The following is an 18,174-nucleotide window of genomic DNA, read 5'->3' on the forward strand; positions in this document are numbered from 1 at the left end:
CCTCTCGCTAGACGGCTTTCTTGAGCGAAAGCTTCTTGGCCTTCGACTTCCGCGCGACTTTGGCGGCCTTCGGCACGAAATTGTCCATCACGCGCTCGATCACCTTGATCGCCTTGTCGGTGCCGTCCTCGCTGCGGAGCTTTTCAGCCACCAGAGCGGCATTGCGCCGATAGGATTCGTTGCTGTTGAGGTCCGCGAGCGCCTCGGCCAGCAGTTCCGCCGTCAATTTGCGCAACCGGATCGGCTTCGGCCCGCACCCGAGTTCATAAACGCGCCGCCCCCAATAGGGCTGGTCCATGGCCTGCGGCACGACAAAACTCGGGCGCCCAAGATGCAGACCCGCCGACGTCGTGCCCGCCCCGCCATGGTGCACCACCGCACTCACATAACGGAACAGCCGATCATGCGGCGCTTTCTCGATCGGAAAAATCGTATCCGGCAGGTCGCGCGGATCGATCCCGCCCCAGCCGCGCGCCACCACAGCGCGTCCGCCCCAAAGCTCCACGGCTTCCTTGAGGATGCGCGTATTGCGCTCCGCGCCAAACGGCATCGAGCCAAAGCCGATATAGACCGGCGCCTCGCCCGCCGACAAAAACGCCTCGAATTCCGGCGTCGGCTCCCAATGGCTGCGATCCCTCAGGTTCCAGTAGCCCGTCACCAGCGCCGTGCGCGGCCAATCGCGCGGACGCGGGCTGACTGCCGTCGAATAGGCATAAAGCGTCGTCAGCGGCGAACCATCGGTATTGGTGAAGACACCACCCATATTCCGCGCCTCAAGCCCCATCAGCTCGCGCCGCAACCGATTGCGCGGCAGGTTCCAATAGGCCTGCTGCATGGTCGCCGCGGTATAGGAGAGCTTGTTGAGCGTCGGCCCGAGATCGTCGGCGACGTAATACATCGAAAGCGGGAATTCGCTTGTCGAGTTGAGCGGCTGCAATGCCGTCATGATCGCCGGCACTTTCAGCGCCTCGGCGATATCGATGCCAAAGCTCGTGTTCATATTGACCACGATCGCTTCGGCACCCTGGCACATGCGCCATGCGGCCCGCGCCGCCGTGTCGACGATTTGCTGGCCCTGCCGCAAGAGGGAAGGGCCATTGATGAGCATGGACGTGCTCATCGCATTCTCGAAGCGCGATTCCTTGAGGAACGACTGGATCGAGGGTCCAAGCGAATGAAATTCGAGGCCGTAATTGCCGACGAGGTCCTCAAACTCTTCGGTGGCGCCCAAGGCAACGGCATAGCCGCGCTCCTGCAGAGCCAGCGCAAGCCCGATATAGGGTTGGACGTCGCCTTGCGTGCCGATCGTCACCAGGGCAATGCGCTTCAAGTGTGGAACCTCATCATACGCCGCTATGCCCGAAGGTTGTTCCGCTTCGGGCCATTTACAAGACCTTGCGGAGGAATTATGAACGGCCTGTCGATTGTTGCATTTCTTACAAAAACGACCTTCGAAGGGCAAGAGACATGGTGTCTCCATTCACTGTTGCATGGGTTGGAGCTTCGCTCGCCGGCAAGGTGACTGCTATTGCCGCTGCCAATGCCTTCGCGGCGGCAAGCGCCCGATAGCTCTTCCCGCATGGCCACGGCGTGGCCGGGAAGAGCCGAATAGATCGTTACGGCCCCAAAAGGGTCCTTTTAACCCCTTCAAAACCATAATTCCGCGATAATCCACGCCGCATCATGGCGCAGCGCTCCCCGCGCGTCGCGACAGTTCAGGGTCTCAAAAAGACCTTCCGAGGAAAAAATGAGCGCCGACTTCCACAAAATCCGCCGCCTTCCCCCCTATGTTTTTGCGCATATCGATCCGCTGAAAGCCAAGGCTCGCGCTGAGGGCGTCGATATTATCGATCTGGGCATGGGCAATCCTGATATGCCGACGCCCGAGCACATCGTGGCCAAGCTTCAGGAGACGGTGAAGGACCCGCGCACACATCGCTATTCCACCTCGCGCGGCATTCCGGGCCTGCGCAAGGCACAGGCGAGCTATTATGGCCGCCGATTTGGCGTAAAACTCAATCCCGATACGCAGATCGTCGCGACCCTCGGCTCCAAGGAAGGTTTTGCCAATATGGCTTCGGCCATCACGGCGCCCGGCGATGTGGTGCTCGTGCCCAACCCGACCTATCCTATTCACTCTTTCGGCTTCCTGATGGCTGGCGGCGTCGTGCGTTCGATGCCTGCCGATCCCAACGAGGATTTCCTGCGCTCGCTCGACCGCGCCGTGCGCCACTCGATCCCCAAGCCGATCGCCATCGTTCTCAACTACCCGGCCAACCCGACCGCCTACACGGCTGACCTCGATTTTTACACCGAGGTGGTCAAGTACTGCAAAGCCAACGACATCTTCATCCTCTCCGATCTCGCCTATTCCGAGATCTACTTCGATGAAGATGCGCCGCCGCCATCCGTTCTGCAGGTTCCGGGCGCCATCGATATCACGGTGGAATTCACCTCGATGTCGAAGACTTATTCCATGCCCGGCTGGCGCGTCGGCTTTGCCGTCGGCAACGAGCGCCTGATCGCTGCCTTGGCCCGCGTAAAATCCTACCTAGATTATGGTGCATTCACGCCCATTCAGGTCGCCGCCACTGCAGCTCTTAACGGCTCCGACGACGTGATCGAGGAAGTGCGCAAGATCTACAAGCACCGCCGCGACGTCATGGTCGAGAGCTTTGCCCGTTCCGGCTGGGACATTCCAGTGCCAAAGGCCACCATGTTCGCCTGGGCGCCGATTCCGGCTCAGTTCGCCCATTTGGGCTCACTCGAATTCGCCAAGCTCCTGATCAAGGAAACCGGCGTCGGCGTCGCTCCGGGCGTCGGCTTCGGCGAATATGGCGACCAGTACATTCGCCTCGCCTTCGTCGAAAACGAACAGCGCATCCGCCAGGCCGCCCGCAACATCAAGAAGCTGCTCGGCGGCAAGGGCGACCAGAGCAATATCGTTCCGCTCGCCACCGCAACGAAGTAGTTTGCGTTTCGAGGGGGCGGCACCCGCCTCCTCGACACCTCTGGGATAAAAGCGTGGACGCAGATCTGAGCGCCGCAATGCAATGCGGCTACTACGATAGAGGCGTCTGCCGCTCGTGCACTCTCATGGGCACGCCCTACAATGCCCAGCTTGAGCGCAAGATGGCGCACGCCCAAGACCTGCTCGCCGCGTGGCCGGAAGCAGTCTGGCTCCCACCCATGGCAAGCCGCCCCGACAGCTTTCGCAACAAGGCGAAAATGGTGGCCGGCGGCACGCCCGATGCACCCACCCTCGGTATTCTCGACACAACCCAGCACGGCGTCGATCTCACCGGCTGCGGTATTCTTGCCCCCGGCCTGCGCGCTGCCTTCGAGCCCATCAAGGCTTTCATCTCCCGCGCCCGCATCACGCCCTACGACATTCCCAGCCGCCGCGGCGAACTCAAATATGTGTTGCTGACCGAATCCGCCGATGGCGAACTGATGCTGCGCTTCGTGCTGCGCTCAACCGAAGCCCTCGGTCGCATGCAAAAGCATCTGCCCGGCCTGCTGAGTGATCTGCCGCAGGCTGCCGTCGTCACCGCCAACATTCTACCCGAACACAAGGCAGTCCTTGAAGGCAACGAAGAGATCTCCCTCAGCGGCGGCGAATCCCTGTCCATGCGCCTCGGCGACCGCGTCCTACACCTGCGTCCCGCCAGCTTCTTCCAGACGAACACCGAAATCGCCAAGGGGCTTTACCTCCAGGCGCAAGAGTGGGTTGACGAAGTCGGCGCCCAGTCGATCTGGGACCTCTATTGCGGGGTAGGGGGCTTTGCCCTCCATGTCGCCGCGCCCGGTCGGCGCGTCCACGGAGTGGAACTGAGCGAACCCGCGGTGGAATCCGCCCGGCTCAGCGCCGCCGACGCCGGCCTCACCGACGTGACCTTTGCCGCCGGCGACGCGACCGCCCTTGTCGCCGGTGAAGCACCCGACACCATCATCGTAAACCCGCCACGCCGCGGGCTCGGCGACAGGCTCTGCGACACGCTCGAAACCTCGGGCTCACAGACCATCATCTATTCGAGCTGCAACGCGGTCACACTGGCTCGCGACATCGCCGCCATGCCCGCCTACGAACCCAAATTTATCCGTCTCTTCGACATGTTCCCGCAGACCGACCACTACGAGGTCATGGTGCTGTTGACCCGCCGCTCATCGGCACACTGAAGCACCAAATATTACATGACATCAGAAATCACCTTTTGTATGGAGAAGCACTTCCATACAGAAGGTGATCCATGATCCTCCGTTCGCTGGTTTTCGCCACCCTGCTGGCCGCCACGCCGACCTTGTCGCTGGCCCAAGACTTCCCCGTCACGCTTGAGCATGCATGGGGCGAAACGACGATCGACGCCGAGCCCAAGCGGATCGTCACCTGGGGCTGGGGCAATGAAGACGCCGTCATCGCTCTCGGCGTCACGCCGGTTGGTATTCCCTTCCACGCCTATGGCGGCGGCGAAGACGGTATCAAACCCTGGATCGAGGAAGCACTTGCCAAGGTCGAGGGCGAAAAGCCGACCGTCCTCGAAAATGGCTCCGAGCCCCCCTTTGAGCAGATCGCCGCGCTCGAACCCGATCTGATCCTCGCCGTCTTCTCCGGCATCACCGAAGAGCAATACGCCCTGTTCTCGGCCATCGCCCCCACCGTCGCCTATAGCGGCGATGCCTGGTCCACGCCGTGGCAGGAAGTGACGACGACGATCGGCAAGGCTCTCGGCAGGGCCGATGAAGCCGAGGCCCTCGTTGCCGAAACCACCACCTGGCTCGAAGGTGAAGTGGCAAAACACCCGGCGCTCAAGGAAATCACCTTTGCCAGCGCCAATGACTACGATGGCTCCATTGCCGTCTATGCGCCGAACGATGCGCGCATGTCGTTTCTCACCGATCTTGGCATGACCCTCGACCCCAGCGTCGCCGAGAACGCACCCAATGACGGCGCTTTCTACTATTCCCTCAGCTATGAACTGTTCGACAATCTGAAGGGCGACATCTTCGTCACCTATTACGAAGAGCAGTCCGCACTCGATGAATGGCTCGCAAAATCCTATGCGGCCAACTATCCCCCCATCGTCAATGGTGGCCTCGCCGCGCTCGTCGGCACCGAGAACGTCGCTGCCGTTTCGCCGCCGAGCGTGCTGTCCCTGCATTGGGGTTTCCCGACCTACCTCGATGTCCTGGCCACTGCTGCCGAGAAAGTCACCGGCAAGTAAGCCGTCGTAATCTAGGAGAAACACCATGCATCAGCTCACTGGCGCCCTTGCCCTCGCTGCAGCCCTAAGCATTTCCGTATCGGCCTTCGCCGCCGACACCTTCCCCGTCACCATCGAGCACGCGCTCGGCTCGACAACAATTGAAGCCAAGCCCGAACGCGTCGTCACCTGGGGCTGGTCGGCGCAGGACGTGGTGATCGATCTCGGTGTCGCTCCGGTCGGCATCCCCTTCTTTGCCTATGCCGGCGGCGAAGACGGCCTTCTGCCCTGGACCGAAGCGGCCATCGCCGAACACGGCTTTGCCATGCCCACCATTCTGCCCAACGTCACCGAACTGCCGCTCGAAGCCATCGCTGCTCTGTCGCCCGACGTGATCATCGCCCCCTATTCGGGCCTGACCGCCGACGAATACGCACTCTTGAGCAACATCGCTCCGGTCGTCGCCTATCCCGACAAGCCCTGGTTCGCCGGCTGGCAGGATGTTGTCACTCTCACCGGCAAGGCCCTCGGCCTCTCCGCCGAGGCCGACAAGCTGGTCGCCGATACGCAGGCCTTCCTCGAAGCCGAAATCGGCAAATACCCCGATGCCAAGGGCACGGTCTTTGCCAATGTCGTCAATCGCAATGACGGCCAGGTTTCCGTGCGTCTCGAAGGCGATCCGCGCGTCCAGCTCTTCGTCGATATCGGTCTCGTCTCCGCACCCGAGCCGAGCGAAGCCATCCCTAACGATACCGGCATTTCCTATTTCGTCAGCTACGAGAATTTCGACAAGATTCCCGCCGACATGCTGCTGAGCTTCTTCAACGACCAGAAGTCTGCCGACGACTTCTTCAGCATGGATTTGATCAAGCTTTCCCCGCTGGTCGCCAAGGAAGCCTATACCAAGCTCGTCGGCGACGAGATCACCATGGCCGTCAGCGGCGCGGTTACCCCGGTTTCGCTGCGTTGGGGTTTTCCCCAGGTCGCCGCCGAAGTCGGTCGCGCCGCTACCGCCGCCAAGGCTCAGTAGCGCTCGCCATTCACCTCATCGAGGGCGGCCCAGCCGTCGCCCTCGGCAACATAGCGTGAAGCACCTTCGTCCCAGGCATAGGTGACCGCATAGTTCGCCGCGCCGGGCTCATACGCTTCCGTGCCCTCACAAGGGGCGGTCGAACCCTCGGTCTTGTCAGTGACCTTGATCTCAAAAGGCGCCGGCGTTTCCGCCGCACCGTCCGTTTCATAGGCCACCGATTGCGTCCGGCTCCCGGCGCAACCCAGATCGCTCAGCATCATCACCATATCGACGAGCGTAAGCTTGCCCTCGACCAGTTCGACAATGCTCGTCGCATCATAGAACTGCCCGGCATTGCCATGCTGGTTGCTGACGAGCAGCAGGCTTTGCCCTCCACCCACCGCCAGGCTGGCAGGTTCGGCAAAGCTCACCATCCGGTCGAACCCGACATCGACCACGTCAACCAGCTTGGGCTCGCCCGCAATACCAAACAGTGCCAGCCCCGCCACCGGCCCTGCGGCATCATCGCCCTCGGCAAGATCGATCAGCAGCGCCAGATGTGGCCGTCCGTCGACACTGACCTTTGCCGCCTCGATGGAGTTCACCCCAACCGGTGCCGTCAGCGTTATGGCGAAATCTTCGCCCTCGATGTGGGGCAGGGCAACATCGCGATCGACCACCACAGTGCCGTCCGCCAGATGCGCTCCCGGCAGCGCCATCGCCACCAGATCGGCATAGGAAACACCCGCCACGGCCTCCGCTTCGGGATTCGCGAGGGCCGTCTGCACCTCCTGCGCCTGCACTGCCAGCGCTGCCGCAAACCACATTGCGGCAATGCCTACAAAATTCCTATTGACCTCTAGGCAAGTTCCTATGCACATGTCGCGCACCATGAGCGATATCCAGTCTTTCCGCCAATCCGTCGAATCTTTCATCTCCGCCCGCGGTTGGACTCCGACCCGTTTTGGCCGCATTGTAGCAGGCGATCCGCTCTTCGTCTTCGACCTGCGTGACGGTCGCGAACCGCGCAGCGAAACGCGCGCGCGCATCCTCAAGGCCATGACCGAATTCGGCGAAACGGAAACCCAGACGCCGCTCCGCATCGGCGTTGCCGGCCTCGGCAATGTCGGCGCTACGCTCGTCCGTATCCTTCAGAAAGACGGCGCCGAGCTGAACAAAAAACTTGGCCGCCAATTGCAGGTGACCGCCGTTGCCGCGCGCTCGCGATCCCGCGACCGCGGCATTGATATTTCTGGGCTCGAGTGGTTCGACGATCCGGTCGCCCTCGCCAAGTCCGACAGCATCGATCTTTTCGTCGAACTCATCGGCGGCGAAGATGGCCCGGCCTTCGCCGCGGTCAAATCCGCGCTCGAAATCGGCCGGCCCGTCGTCACCGCCAATAAGGCACTTCTCGCCAAGCACGGCGTTCTGCTGGCAAAACTCGCCGAAGAATCGGGCGCCCAGCTCGGCTTCGAAGCGGCCGTTGCCGGCGGCATCCCCGTCATCAAGACTCTGCGCGAAGGCCTGGGCTCCGCCCGCATCGCGAAGGTCTTTGGCATCATGAACGGCACCTGCAATTACATCCTGACGCGCATGGGCAATGAAGGTATCACCTTCGCCGATTGCCTTAAGGACGCGCAGGCATTGGGTTATGCCGAAGCTGATCCCACCTTCGACGTCGAAGGTTTCGATACCGCCCACAAGCTCTCGATCCTCGCCACGCTCTGCTTCGGCTACGAAATTGCGCCCGACAAGATGCGTATCGAAGGCATTTCGCGCATCACCCAGCACGACATCCAGGTCGCCGCCGACCTCGGCTACAAGATCAAGCTGCTGGGCATCGCCGAACGCACCGCAAGCGGCATCGAGCAGCGCGTGCACCCCACTTTCGTGCCCAAGGGCTCGGCCATTGCCGGCGTCGATGGCGTCATGAACGCCGTTGCGCTGGAAACCGACCATGTCCACGAGCTCCTGCTCGCCGGCCCCGGCGCCGGTGGCCCGCCCACGGCCTCTTCGGTCCTGTCCGACATCCTCGATATCGCCCGCGGCACCCGCGTGCCGCCGCTTGGCGTGCCGAGCGACGAACTGCTGCCCTATCGCGAAGCACCGGCTCGCGCCCATGAAGGCGGCTTCTACATCCGCCTCGCCGCCAAGGATGTGCCCGGCGCACTCGCCGCCATCACCACCCGCATGGGTGAAAAGTCGATTTCCATCGATTCGGTCATCCAGCGCTCCGATCTGGCCGCCAAGGCCATCGCCCCCGATGGCTCGCCTTCACGCACCGTTGTGATGATTACCCAACAGACTTTGGAATCATCCGTGCGCGAAGCGCTTGCGCAAATCGCTGCGGACGGCTTCATAGTCGGCGAACCGCAACTCATTCGTATCGAGAAGCTCTGACACCCTCCCGGTGCCAGGCACCGGGAGAGAAAATGAAGCTCAGCAAGGCCGATGACGGCAGATCGCCGGCACACCTCCATCGCTCGCTGACCCTCGAAATGGTGCGCGTCACCGAACGCGCCGCCATCGCCGCCGCCGAGTGGCGCGGCAAGGGCGACGAAAAGGCCGCCGACGAGGCCTCCGTAAAAGCCATGCGGGCCGAACTCGACCGCGTCTCTATCGCCGGCCGCATCGTCATCGGCGAGGGCGAAGAGTTCGAATGCGATGATCTCTATGTCGGCCAGCCCGCCGGCACCGGCGAGGGCCCCGAGGTCGATATCGCCGTCGATCCCCTCGAAGGCGTCACCCTCTGCGCCAAGAACCAGCCCGATTCCCTCGTCGTCCTCGCCATGGCCGAGCGCGGTGGGCTCCTGAACGTTGCCCGCAACGTCTACATGCACAAGATCGCCATTGGCGCCGAATATCCGGCCGACACCGTCAATATCGAGTGGTCCGCCACCGAAAACGTCAAGGCACTGGCCAAGGCCAAGGGCGTGCCCGTCTCCGAAATCACCGCCATCGTCCTCGATCGCCCGCGCCACGCCGGCCTTCTTGAAGAGCTCCGCATGGCAGGCGTCTCGGTAAAACTCCTCAGCGACGGTGACATTGCCGGCGTCATCCACGCGGTGAACACCGAAGATACCGGCGTCGACATCTATCTCGGCTCCGGCGGTGCCCCTGAAGGCGTCCTAGCCGCCGCCGCCCTCCGCTGCATTGGCGGCCAGATGCAGGGCAAACTCATCCTCGACACCCCCGACAAGCGCAGCCGCGCCCGCGAAATGGGCATCACCGATGCCAATAGGGTCTACAATGTCGGCGACCTCGCCTCTGGCGACGTCCTGTTCTCCGCCACCGGCATCACCGACGGCTCCCTCGTTGAAGGCGTAAAACTCCGTCGCCAATGGGTCGAGACCTCAACCGTCGTCATGCGCTCCTGGAGCCAGACGACGCGATGGATCAAGGCAAGGCACGCAAGGTAGCTTGCGGATCCTGGTCTGGCCAGTATGGCAATACCCAGTGGGGTAGGACACTCGTCCGCCAGAGCCTTTCAAAAGCGCGGTGTCATTCCCGCGAAAGCGGGAATCTCTGTTTCTGTGCAAGGAGATTTCCGCTTGCGCGGGAATGACACGGTGAGGGGTGGGGCTGAGGAGCCTCACTGCTTCCCGTCCGCCACCTCAAAGAACCGCGACGCCGCCCGATCGCCCCGCCAAGCCGCCATCACCCTCTCCACATTCTCCTCGATCCCACCCTCCGCCTGCAGCTCCAGATCATACCGACGCCCCTCATGGATCGTCAGCGCATCCTTTTCCGCGCTGCCCACCGGCCGATCCCCGCGTGCCAGTTCCCGCCGATTAAGCTCCTCCACCGGACAATGCAGCGCCACGAACAGCACATCGAATGGCCGAAACAGCTCCGCCAATTCGCCCTGCCAACCCGGCGTATCCAGAATGTGCTCGACGATGAGATTATTCCCCGCCGCCGCATAGGCAGCCAGCGACGCATGATAGCCGGCAAAGAACGGCGCCCGCATCTCGCGCCAATTGAAGTCGCCCGCCTTAACCCGCCCCAGCGGCAACACGCCCGAGTCGCGCAGATGGTCGATGGAAATGTGCCAGAACGGCCGCTCGATCCGATCCTGCAGCGCCCGCGCCAGGGTGGACTTCCCGCTGCTCGAAGCACCATGCAGGAAAATGATGCTCGCCTTGCCCGTCATCGCTCACTCCTGAATTGCCGGGCGCAACAAGCATGCACACACAACACGCGGCAACCCCTTTCCCCTCTGAGCTAAATCGCCTAACACCAGCCCATGCTGGAAACGCGCCGCAATTTTCTTGACGTCACTCAGTCGGTCCTGGGCCGGGCCTGGGTTGACAGGCTCGACGTCGCGGGCGCGCGCATGGCCACGGCCATAGCCCAGCGTGCCGGCATCTCCGATATCCTGGCGCGAATTCTCGCGGGCAGGGGCGTCGATATCGATTCCGCCCAGGCCTATCTCGAACCCACCATCCGCAACCTGATGCCCGATCCCTCGACGCTGACGGCCATGGATGACCTCTCCGACCGTCTCGCCCGCGCCATCGCCGACAATGAATCCATCGCCCTCTTCGGCGACTATGACGTGGATGGCGCCAGCTCCTGCGCCCTCATGGTGCGCTATCTCGCCCATTTCGGCCTGACCCCGCAGGTCCATATCCCCGATCGCATTTTTGAGGGCTATGGCCCCAACATCGCCGCCATGGACAAGCTGATCGACGCCGGCGCCTCGCTCATCATCACGCTCGACTGCGGCACCACCAGCGATGGCCCCATCGCCCACGCCCGCTCCCGCGGCGTCGATGTGCTGGTGATCGACCACCACCTCTCCGACCACGACCTTCCCCCCGCCACGGCCCTGGTCAATCCCAACCGCCCCGACGACATTTCCGGCCTCGGCTATCTCTGCGCGGCCGGCGTCACCTTCATGGTTCTGGTCGCCGTAAACCGCGCCCTGCGCCAGCGTGGCGATACCGGTCTGCCGGACCTTTTGAAATTGCTCGACATCGTCGCCCTGGGCACCGTCTGCGACGTCGTGCCCCTGGTCGGCCTCAACCGTGCTTTCGTCCTGCGCGGCCTCGAAGTCGCCCGCCGCGGCGACAACCACGGCATGGCCGCTCTGGCCCTCGCTTCGCGCGTCAGTGGCCCGCTCAATCCCTATCATCTGGGGTTTCTCATCGGCCCGCGCATCAATGCCGGCGGCCGCATCGGCAATGCCGCCCTCGGTACCCAACTCCTTGCGCTCGACGACGAGCACCAGGCCCTCGTCATCGCGGCAAAGCTCGATGAGCTGAACACCGAACGCCAACGCATCGAAGTCGAAGCCGTCGAGGAAGCTACATCCGTCGCCGCTGCCGAAATCGGGGCAGGCGAGGGGCCTCCCATTCTCGTTCTGGCCTCTGCCAATTGGCATCCCGGCGTGGTTGGCCTGGTCGCCGCGCGCTTAAAAGAGCGCTTTGATCGTCCCGCCTTCGCCATTGCCCTCCACCCCGATGGCACAGGCACCGGTTCCGGTCGCTCCATGCCCGGCGTCGATCTCGGCAGTGCCGTCATCGCCGCCGTCGAAGCCGGCTTGATCCCTAAGGGCGGTGGCCACGCCATGGCTGCGGGCGTCACCCTTCGCCCCGGCGATCTCGGCCCCTTCCGCTCCTTCATCTCCGACCGACTCAGCGGCAGCGTCACGACGGCCCGCGCCGCCTCCGCTCTCAAGGTCGACGCCGCCCTCACCGCCCGTGGCGCCACCGTCGACCTCCTCCACAATATCGAACGCGCTGGCCCCTTCGGCTCCGGCAATCCCGGCCCGGTCTTCGCCTTCCCGTCCCACCGGGCGCGTTTTGCCCAGGTCGTCGGCAAGGGCGGCCATGTCAGTTTCACCCTGTCGTCAGACGATGGCGCAAAGCTCAAAGCCATTGCCTTCCGCGCCGCTGGCACGCCTCTCGGCGACATCCTGCTGCGCGATAGCGAACAGCCCCTGCATTTTGCCGGCAGCCTCTCGCTCGATCACTATCAGGGCCGCGAACAGGTCCAGTTCCGGCTCACCGATATCGCGCGGATTCCGCGGTAGCGAGGAAACTCAATCCAGATCCAATGCGTTATTCGCCTCGTAGTCGAATATGAGACTATGTGGGGAACTCTTTCGTGCGTGCTTTATCCAGTGCTTTCAGCAACACCGGGAGGCCAGGCTTTTCAGCCGCTTGGTTCGGTTCCCGGAATCATTTTTTCAGCCATTTTGTGGAGCGTTTCGATCCCAGCTTGCCGCGCCTTGACGGGCCGGCATCGGGCATCAAACTGCTGCTTGCATATCCGTTAATGCCCGTTAAACTATTGATATGCATCCACTGGGAAGCACTACTGCTTCGGCTCAAGGGGATGCCTCCGCGGCCGAAGCTGTGCAATTTGCCTGGCTCGCTCCGGCCCGCATCACGATGGTTGGATGTAGCGGCGCAATGAGTAAGACAGCGGTAGACCACTCCAATACTGGCGCAACGCCCTGGACGCGTTTTGCCTCCTTTCTCGTCGAAAAGATCGGCTTTGCCCTGATCGGCCATCCCAAGTTCGGGGCCGTGACGGTCATTCTGCCCAATGGTCGCACGCGGACCATGGGCAATACCAAGACGGGCGAACACGCCGTCCTGCGGCTCAACAATTTTAGGGTCATCACCGAGGCCATGCGCCGCGGCACTGTCGGCTTTGCCGCCGCCTATATGAATGGCGACATCGAGGTCGACGATCTCACAGCGCTGTTCCGCTTTTTCCTGCAAAACCGCGACATGTTCGAGAGCGCCAACAAGGGCTTCTTCCGCCGCGCCGCCACGGACTTGCACTATCACCTGTCGCGCCGCAACACGCTCGAAGGCTCCAAGAAGAACATCGCCGAGCACTACGACCTCGGCAACGACTTCTACGGCCAGTGGCTCGACCCTTCGATGACCTATTCCTCGGCGCTTTTCACCTCCGGCGATCAGAGCCTCGAAGAAGCGCAAGTGGCAAAATATCGCCGCGTCGCCGATATGGCCGGCGTCACGCCCGGCTCCTCCGTGCTCGAAATCGGCTGCGGCTGGGGCGGCTTTGCCGAAACCGTCGCGCGCGATTACCAGGCCAACCTGCGCGGCATTACCCTTTCCGCCGAACAGCTCAAATACGGCCAGGAACGCCTGGCGCGCCAGGATCTCGACAAGTACGCGAAGCTCGTCTTCGAAGACTATCGCCACACCGAAGGTCAGTTCGACCACATCGGCTCCATCGAGATGATCGAGGCGGTGGGCGAGGACAATTGGCCGAGCTACTTCCAGACCATTCATGATCGCCTGAAGCCCGGCGGCACCGCCGCCATCCAGGCCATCACCATCAACGAAGCCGATTTCGACGGCTACCGCAGCGGCCCCGACTTCATCCAGCGCTACATCTTCCCCGGCGGCATGCTGCTGACCAAAACGGTGATGCGCGAATTCGGCGAAAAATACGGTCTGGTTCTCGAAAACGTCGAGACCTTCCGCCTGTCCTACGCCAAGACGCTAAAACTCTGGCGCGACCGCTTCCTCGAACGCTGGCCCATGATCGCTCCGCTCGGCTACGATGAGACCTTCAAGCGCAAATGGGTCTACTATCTCAGCTATTGCGAAGCCGGTTTCACCGAAGGCTCCATCGACGTCGGCATCTACCAGTACCGCCGTCCTGCGTGAGGCTGGGCTCACCCCTTCCTCGCCCCTTCTTCTCCACAACGTCATCCCCGCGAAAGCGGGGATTTTGCCGCGACACCCCTCCCCACAAAGGGGGCGGCCGGTGCTTTTGTACAGTCTGGCCCCATACTCGATGCAGCACCTCCCCCTTGACGGGGGAGGATGGGAGGGGGTGCTGGCATACTCAATGGCCAAGGTCCACATACGACGTCCCCGCCTTCAGCGGCGTTCCGCCACCGCCCTGCACCCTATAAACTTGACTTGACCATTCAATATTACCGAGGCAAAAAACGCTCACTTTGCAACCAGGTGAGCCCATGACCCTTCGCGCCTTCGCTCTCGCAGCCCTGTCGTCACTTGCACTGTCCGCCGCGGCTCATGCCGAACCCTGGACTTACACTGATGGCTCAGGCCAGACGGTCACGCTCGACGCCGCCCCGCAGCGCATTATCGCCAGCCAGGATGCTGCCGCTGGCCTCATCCCGCTCGGCATTCGCCCCGTCGGCATCTATGCCGATGGTCCGGTTGCTGACGCCAAGGCTCTGCAGGGTCTCGATCTCACCGGCATCGAAATCATCGGCCAGGCCTGGGGCGAGGTCGATATCGAAAAGGCCGCCGCCCTCAATCCCGATCTCGTCCTTGCCGAATGGTGGGATCGCAACGCTACCTGGTCCGGCGGCGAAGATGTGGTCACGCTGCTGACCCAGCTCGCTCCCATCACCGGCGTTTCGGCCGGCGATTCCATCCTGGGCATGATCGAGGACTATGAAACCCTCGCCGCCAGCCTCGGCGCCGATCTCGCCCAGCCCTCCATTGCCGCTGAAAAGACCGCCTTCGAAACCGCCCTGGCCGATTTCAAGTCCGCCATCGCAGCCAAGTCGGGCCTGAAAGTTCTCGCCGTCTATGCCGGCGACGACGCCCTCTACGTTGCCGATCCTGCCGGCGCGGCCGAGCTGCTCGACATGCAGTCCTGGGGCCTCGACCTCGTCGAACCCGAAGGTGTCGACGCCGCAGGCAACAACTATTTTGAGACTGTCAGCTGGGAAAACGCCGACAAATACCCGGCCGATCTGATCCTCGTCGACAATCGCTCGCCCGCCACCATGAAGACGGCGCTGGCCCAGCCCACCTGGACGCTCAATCCGGGCGCCAAGGCCGGCCAGGTCGCCGAATGGCCGGCTTTCTGGCTGCGTAACTACACGCACTACGCTGCCGCGCTCACCGAACTGACTACGGCCATCAACGCGGCCAATGCCGATCTCACCCCCTGATGCAGGCGGAGAAGGCGAATAAGAAAGCAGGCCGCGCGGCAACGCTCGGCCTCGGTCTCGCCCTTTTGGGCGCGGCGCTTTTCGCCATCGTCCTGCTTTCAATGGCAACCGGTGCGCGGCCCATTCCCATCGACATGGTGTGGTCCGCGCTCGTTTCCTACGATCCCAATTCGACCGAACACCGCATCATCTGGGACCTGCGCCTGCCGCGCACAGTCGTCGGCGTCCTCGTCGGCGCCGCCCTCGGCCTTGCCGGCGCGGTCCTCCAGGGTGCCACGCGCAATCCGCTGGCCGATCCGTCCATCCTCGGCATCAATTCCGGCGCTGCTCTCTTCGTCGTCCTCGGCGTATCCGTATTCGGCATCACCCAACTGACGGCCTATGTCTGGCTCGCCTTCATTGGCGCCGGTGCCGCCATGCTGGTCGTCTATGCCGTAGCCTCACTTGGCCGCGAAGGCGCCACACCCATCAAGCTGGCCCTTGCCGGCGCCGCCATGACCGCGGTCATGCAGGCCATCATCAATGCCATCCTGCTCACCAGCCCGCGTACGCTCGATGAAGTGCGCTTCTGGCAGGTTGGATCGCTGGCCGGCCGCTCCATGGAAATCGCCCTTCAGGTCAGCCCTTTCATTCTCGCAGGCACCGTGCTCGCCCTCGCCACGGCCCGCCTCCTCGACGGCCTCAGCATGGGCGACGATGTCGCCCGTTCTCTCGGCCAGCGCATCGGCCTCTCCCGCGGCCTTGCCGGCCTCGCGTCCGTCGTCCTCGCTGGCTCCGCCGTTGCCGCTGCGGGCCCCATCGCCTTTGTCGGCCTCACCGTCCCCCATGTCGCCCGCGCCATCACCGGCCCCGGCTATCGCTGGATCCTGCCCTATTCCATGCTGATGGCGCCCATTCTGCTCCTCGGCGCCGACGTCATCGGCCGCGTCATTGCCCCGCCGGGCGAAGTGCAGGTCGGTATCGTCACCGCGTTCATCGGCGCGCCCTTCTTCATCGCGCTGGTCCGGCGCCGCAAATTGGCGGCTCTGTGATGACCGCAATCGACACCAGCTACATCGCCAACGTCCGCCGCCAGCGCGAAAGCAAAAGCCGCCGCGTCACCCTCGGCCTCGTCCTGGCTCTGGTCCTCGCCAGCGCCGCGGCGCTCACCCTCGGCGATTTCCCGGTACCGCCCGAAGAAATCATCCGCTCGCTCTTCTCCCCGCTGACCGGCCTCACCAATAAGGGCGTCGATTTCATCGTTCTGCAGGTCCGCGTGCCGCGCCTTTTCCTGGCGTTACTGTCCGGCGCCGCCTTCGGCCTCTCCGGAATCATTTTCCAAACTCTGCTGCGTAACCCCTTGGCGAGCCCCGATATTATCGGCATCGCCCACGGCGCAAGCGCCGCCGCTGTTTTCTGCATCATTGTCCTGGGCTGGACCGGCCTCGCCGTTTCCCTCGGCGCATTCGCCGGTGCGCTCCTCACGGCCTTTGCCATCTACATCCTTGCCTGGCGCAATGGCGTCACCGCCTATCGCGTCGTGCTCATCGGCATCGGCGCTGCCGCCATGCTCAGCGCCGTCATCTCCTATCTCTTCACCCGCGCCCGCCTCTTCGAAGTGCAGCAGGCCATGGCCTGGCTCGTCGGCAGCCTCAATGCCGCGCGCCCCGGCGATTCCATCGTCCTCGCCGCCATGCTCGTCGTCACCCTGCCGCTGCTGGTCATCCTCGTGCGCGGCCTCGACGGGCTGGAACTGGGCGACGACACCGCCCACGCCCTCGGCACCCGCGTCGAACAAACCCGCTTGGGCCTCATGGTAGCAGGCGTAGCCCTCGCTGCCTTCGCCACGGCCGCAGTCGGTCCCGTCGGCTTCGTCGCCTTCGTCTCCGGCCCCATCGCCCGCCGCCTCATGGGCGGGGCAGGGCGCGGCATTCCCCAGGCCGGCCTCGTTGGCGCCCTGGTCATGCTGGTATCGGACCTTCTGGCGCAACACGCCTTGCCAAACATGCAATTGCCGACCGGTGTCGTCACCGGCGGCTTCGGCGCAGTCTTCCTGCTTTGGCTGCTCGTCGTCTCCGGCCGCTCCGGCCGGGTGAATTGAAGGAGACGAACATGACGCAAAACCACCAGCTCATGGCCGCCGGCCTGCACCTCGGCTATGCCGACCGCGAAATCGTCTCCGATCTCAACCTCAACGTCCCTGCCGGCAAGCTCACCGTCATCGTCGGCGCCAATGCCTGCGGCAAGTCCACTCTGCTGCGTGGCCTCGCGCGCCTGCTCACGCCCACAAAGGGCGCCGCCTATCTCGATGGCAAGCCCATCCACCAGATGCCAACCCGCGAAGTCGCAACCCTTCTCGGCGTCCTCCCCCAATCCCCCATCGCCCCCGACGCCATCACCGTCGCCGACCTCGTCGGCCGCGGCCGCTATCCGCACCAAGGCTGGTTCCGTCGCTGGACCCCGGAAGACGACGCCGCCGTCGCCGAAGCCCTCGGCGCCACCGATATGGGCGAATTGGCCGACCGTCCCGTCGACGAACTCTCCGGCGGCCAGCGCCAGCGCGTCTGGATCGCCATGGCCCTCGCCCAGCAGACCGATCTCCTTCTCCTCGACGAACCGACCACCTTCCTTGACATCAACCACCAGGTCGAAGTCCTTGATCTGCTTACCGATCTGGTGAAAGAGCGCGGCCGCACCGTCGTCGTGGTCCTCCACGACCTAAACCTCGCCTGCCGCTACGCCGACCACATTGTCGCGATGAAATCCGGCAAGATCGTCACCGAAGGCCGCCCCGTGGACGTCATGACCGAAGCGGTCGTCCGCGAAGTCTTCGGCATGACCTCACGCATCGTCGTCGATCCCATTTCCGACACCCCGATGATCGTACCCATCGGCCGCCACCACGTGGAAAAGGCTGTCGCCTGACAGCAAAAAGCCCCGGAGGCTTTCGCCTTCGGGGCCGTTTATCGGTCTTCGATATTTTCTACCGCTTTCCGATTTAGACACAACGCGCCGCCTCCGGATCGGTTCCAACCTTTTTCGCTTTTTCTCAGCGAGCT

The 18,174-nt window shown here is 63.2% G+C and carries 15 protein-coding genes; 12 read left to right on the forward strand and 3 right to left on the reverse strand.

The features are described 5' to 3' along the window. Positions 1-7 precede the first annotated feature (7 nt). Positions 8-1,330, reverse strand: coding sequence for a glycosyltransferase (locus ACSQ2A_RS04895; protein ID WP_295410046.1), 1,323 nt, complete (start codon positions 1,328-1,330; stop codon positions 8-10). Between the two features lie 417 nt (positions 1,331-1,747). On the opposite strand from ACSQ2A_RS04895, the gene ACSQ2A_RS04900 reads away from it, so the two are divergent. The 4 genes from ACSQ2A_RS04900 (at position 1,748) to ACSQ2A_RS04915 (ending at position 6,231) form a co-directional block, all read left to right on the forward strand. Then, the gene (locus ACSQ2A_RS04900; RefSeq protein ID WP_436071305.1) at positions 1,748-2,971 is read left to right on the forward strand and encodes an LL-diaminopimelate aminotransferase; all 1,224 of its coding nucleotides are present in this window, start codon (positions 1,748-1,750) and stop codon (positions 2,969-2,971) included. Positions 2,972-3,024: 53 nt separating this feature from the next. Further along, positions 3,025-4,179, forward strand: a complete 1,155-nt coding sequence (gene rlmC, locus ACSQ2A_RS04905) for a 23S rRNA (uracil(747)-C(5))-methyltransferase RlmC (protein WP_436071306.1) — start codon at positions 3,025-3,027, stop codon at positions 4,177-4,179. 71 nt (positions 4,180-4,250) lie between these two features. Next, positions 4,251-5,222 (forward strand): iron-siderophore ABC transporter substrate-binding protein, encoded by a 972-nt coding sequence (locus ACSQ2A_RS04910; protein WP_436071307.1) that lies wholly within the window; start codon positions 4,251-4,253, stop codon positions 5,220-5,222. Positions 5,223-5,247: 25 nt separating this feature from the next. Further along, positions 5,248-6,231 (forward strand): ABC transporter substrate-binding protein, encoded by a 984-nt coding sequence (locus tag ACSQ2A_RS04915; RefSeq protein WP_436071308.1) that lies wholly within the window; start codon positions 5,248-5,250, stop codon positions 6,229-6,231. Here ACSQ2A_RS04915 and ACSQ2A_RS04920 read toward each other — a convergent pair. Next, the gene (locus ACSQ2A_RS04920; RefSeq protein ID WP_436071309.1) at positions 6,225-7,040 is read right to left on the reverse strand and encodes a hypothetical protein; all 816 of its coding nucleotides are present in this window, start codon (positions 7,038-7,040) and stop codon (positions 6,225-6,227) included. The genes ACSQ2A_RS04915 and ACSQ2A_RS04920 overlap by 7 nt on opposite strands. Positions 7,041-7,272: 232 nt before the next feature. Here ACSQ2A_RS04920 and ACSQ2A_RS04925 point away from each other — a divergent pair, with 232 nt between their 5' ends. Next, positions 7,273-8,613 carry a homoserine dehydrogenase gene (locus tag ACSQ2A_RS04925; RefSeq protein ID WP_295410591.1) on the forward strand — a complete coding sequence of 447 codons (1,341 nt, stop codon included), beginning with the start codon at positions 7,273-7,275 and terminating at the stop codon, positions 8,611-8,613. Between the two features lie 32 nt (positions 8,614-8,645). Further along, positions 8,646-9,632, forward strand: a complete 987-nt coding sequence (gene glpX, locus ACSQ2A_RS04930) for a class II fructose-bisphosphatase (RefSeq protein ID WP_436071310.1) — start codon at positions 8,646-8,648, stop codon at positions 9,630-9,632. 173 nt (positions 9,633-9,805) lie between these two features. On the opposite strand, the gene ACSQ2A_RS04935 is transcribed toward glpX, so the two are convergent. Next, positions 9,806-10,366: a chloramphenicol phosphotransferase CPT family protein gene (locus ACSQ2A_RS04935; RefSeq protein ID WP_436071311.1), complete on the reverse strand. Its 561-nt coding sequence runs from the start codon at positions 10,364-10,366 to the stop codon at positions 9,806-9,808. Between the two features lie 93 nt (positions 10,367-10,459). Here ACSQ2A_RS04935 and recJ point away from each other — a divergent pair, with 93 nt between their 5' ends. The 6 genes from recJ (at position 10,460) to ACSQ2A_RS04965 (ending at position 18,040) form a co-directional block, all read left to right on the forward strand. After that, a complete protein-coding gene (gene recJ, locus ACSQ2A_RS04940) occupies positions 10,460-12,250 on the forward strand; it encodes a single-stranded-DNA-specific exonuclease RecJ (protein ID WP_436071312.1) in 1,791 nt (596 codons plus the stop codon). Between the two features lie 382 nt (positions 12,251-12,632). After that, on the forward strand, positions 12,633-13,868 hold the full coding sequence (locus tag ACSQ2A_RS04945) for a class I SAM-dependent methyltransferase (RefSeq protein WP_436071313.1): 1,236 nt from the start codon (positions 12,633-12,635) through the stop codon (positions 13,866-13,868). A 314-nt stretch (positions 13,869-14,182) separates the two neighbouring features. Beyond that, positions 14,183-15,136 (forward strand): ABC transporter substrate-binding protein, encoded by a 954-nt coding sequence (locus ACSQ2A_RS04950; RefSeq protein ID WP_436071314.1) that lies wholly within the window; start codon positions 14,183-14,185, stop codon positions 15,134-15,136. Further along, positions 15,136-16,167, forward strand: coding sequence for a FecCD family ABC transporter permease (locus ACSQ2A_RS04955; protein ID WP_436071315.1), 1,032 nt, complete (start codon positions 15,136-15,138; stop codon positions 16,165-16,167). The genes ACSQ2A_RS04950 and ACSQ2A_RS04955 overlap by 1 nt, the downstream gene beginning before the upstream one ends. After that, on the forward strand, positions 16,167-17,216 hold the full coding sequence (locus ACSQ2A_RS04960; RefSeq protein WP_436071316.1) for a FecCD family ABC transporter permease: 1,050 nt from the start codon (positions 16,167-16,169) through the stop codon (positions 17,214-17,216). The genes ACSQ2A_RS04955 and ACSQ2A_RS04960 overlap by 1 nt, the downstream gene beginning before the upstream one ends. Before the next feature lie 11 nt (positions 17,217-17,227). Further along, positions 17,228-18,040: an ABC transporter ATP-binding protein gene (locus ACSQ2A_RS04965; RefSeq protein ID WP_295410026.1), complete on the forward strand. Its 813-nt coding sequence runs from the start codon at positions 17,228-17,230 to the stop codon at positions 18,038-18,040. Positions 18,041-18,174 lie beyond the last annotated feature (134 nt).

Origin of the sequence: Devosia sp. LjRoot3 (genome assembly GCF_964252865.1) — a bacterium.
Taxonomy (GTDB): Bacteria; Pseudomonadota; Alphaproteobacteria; order Rhizobiales; family Devosiaceae; genus Devosia.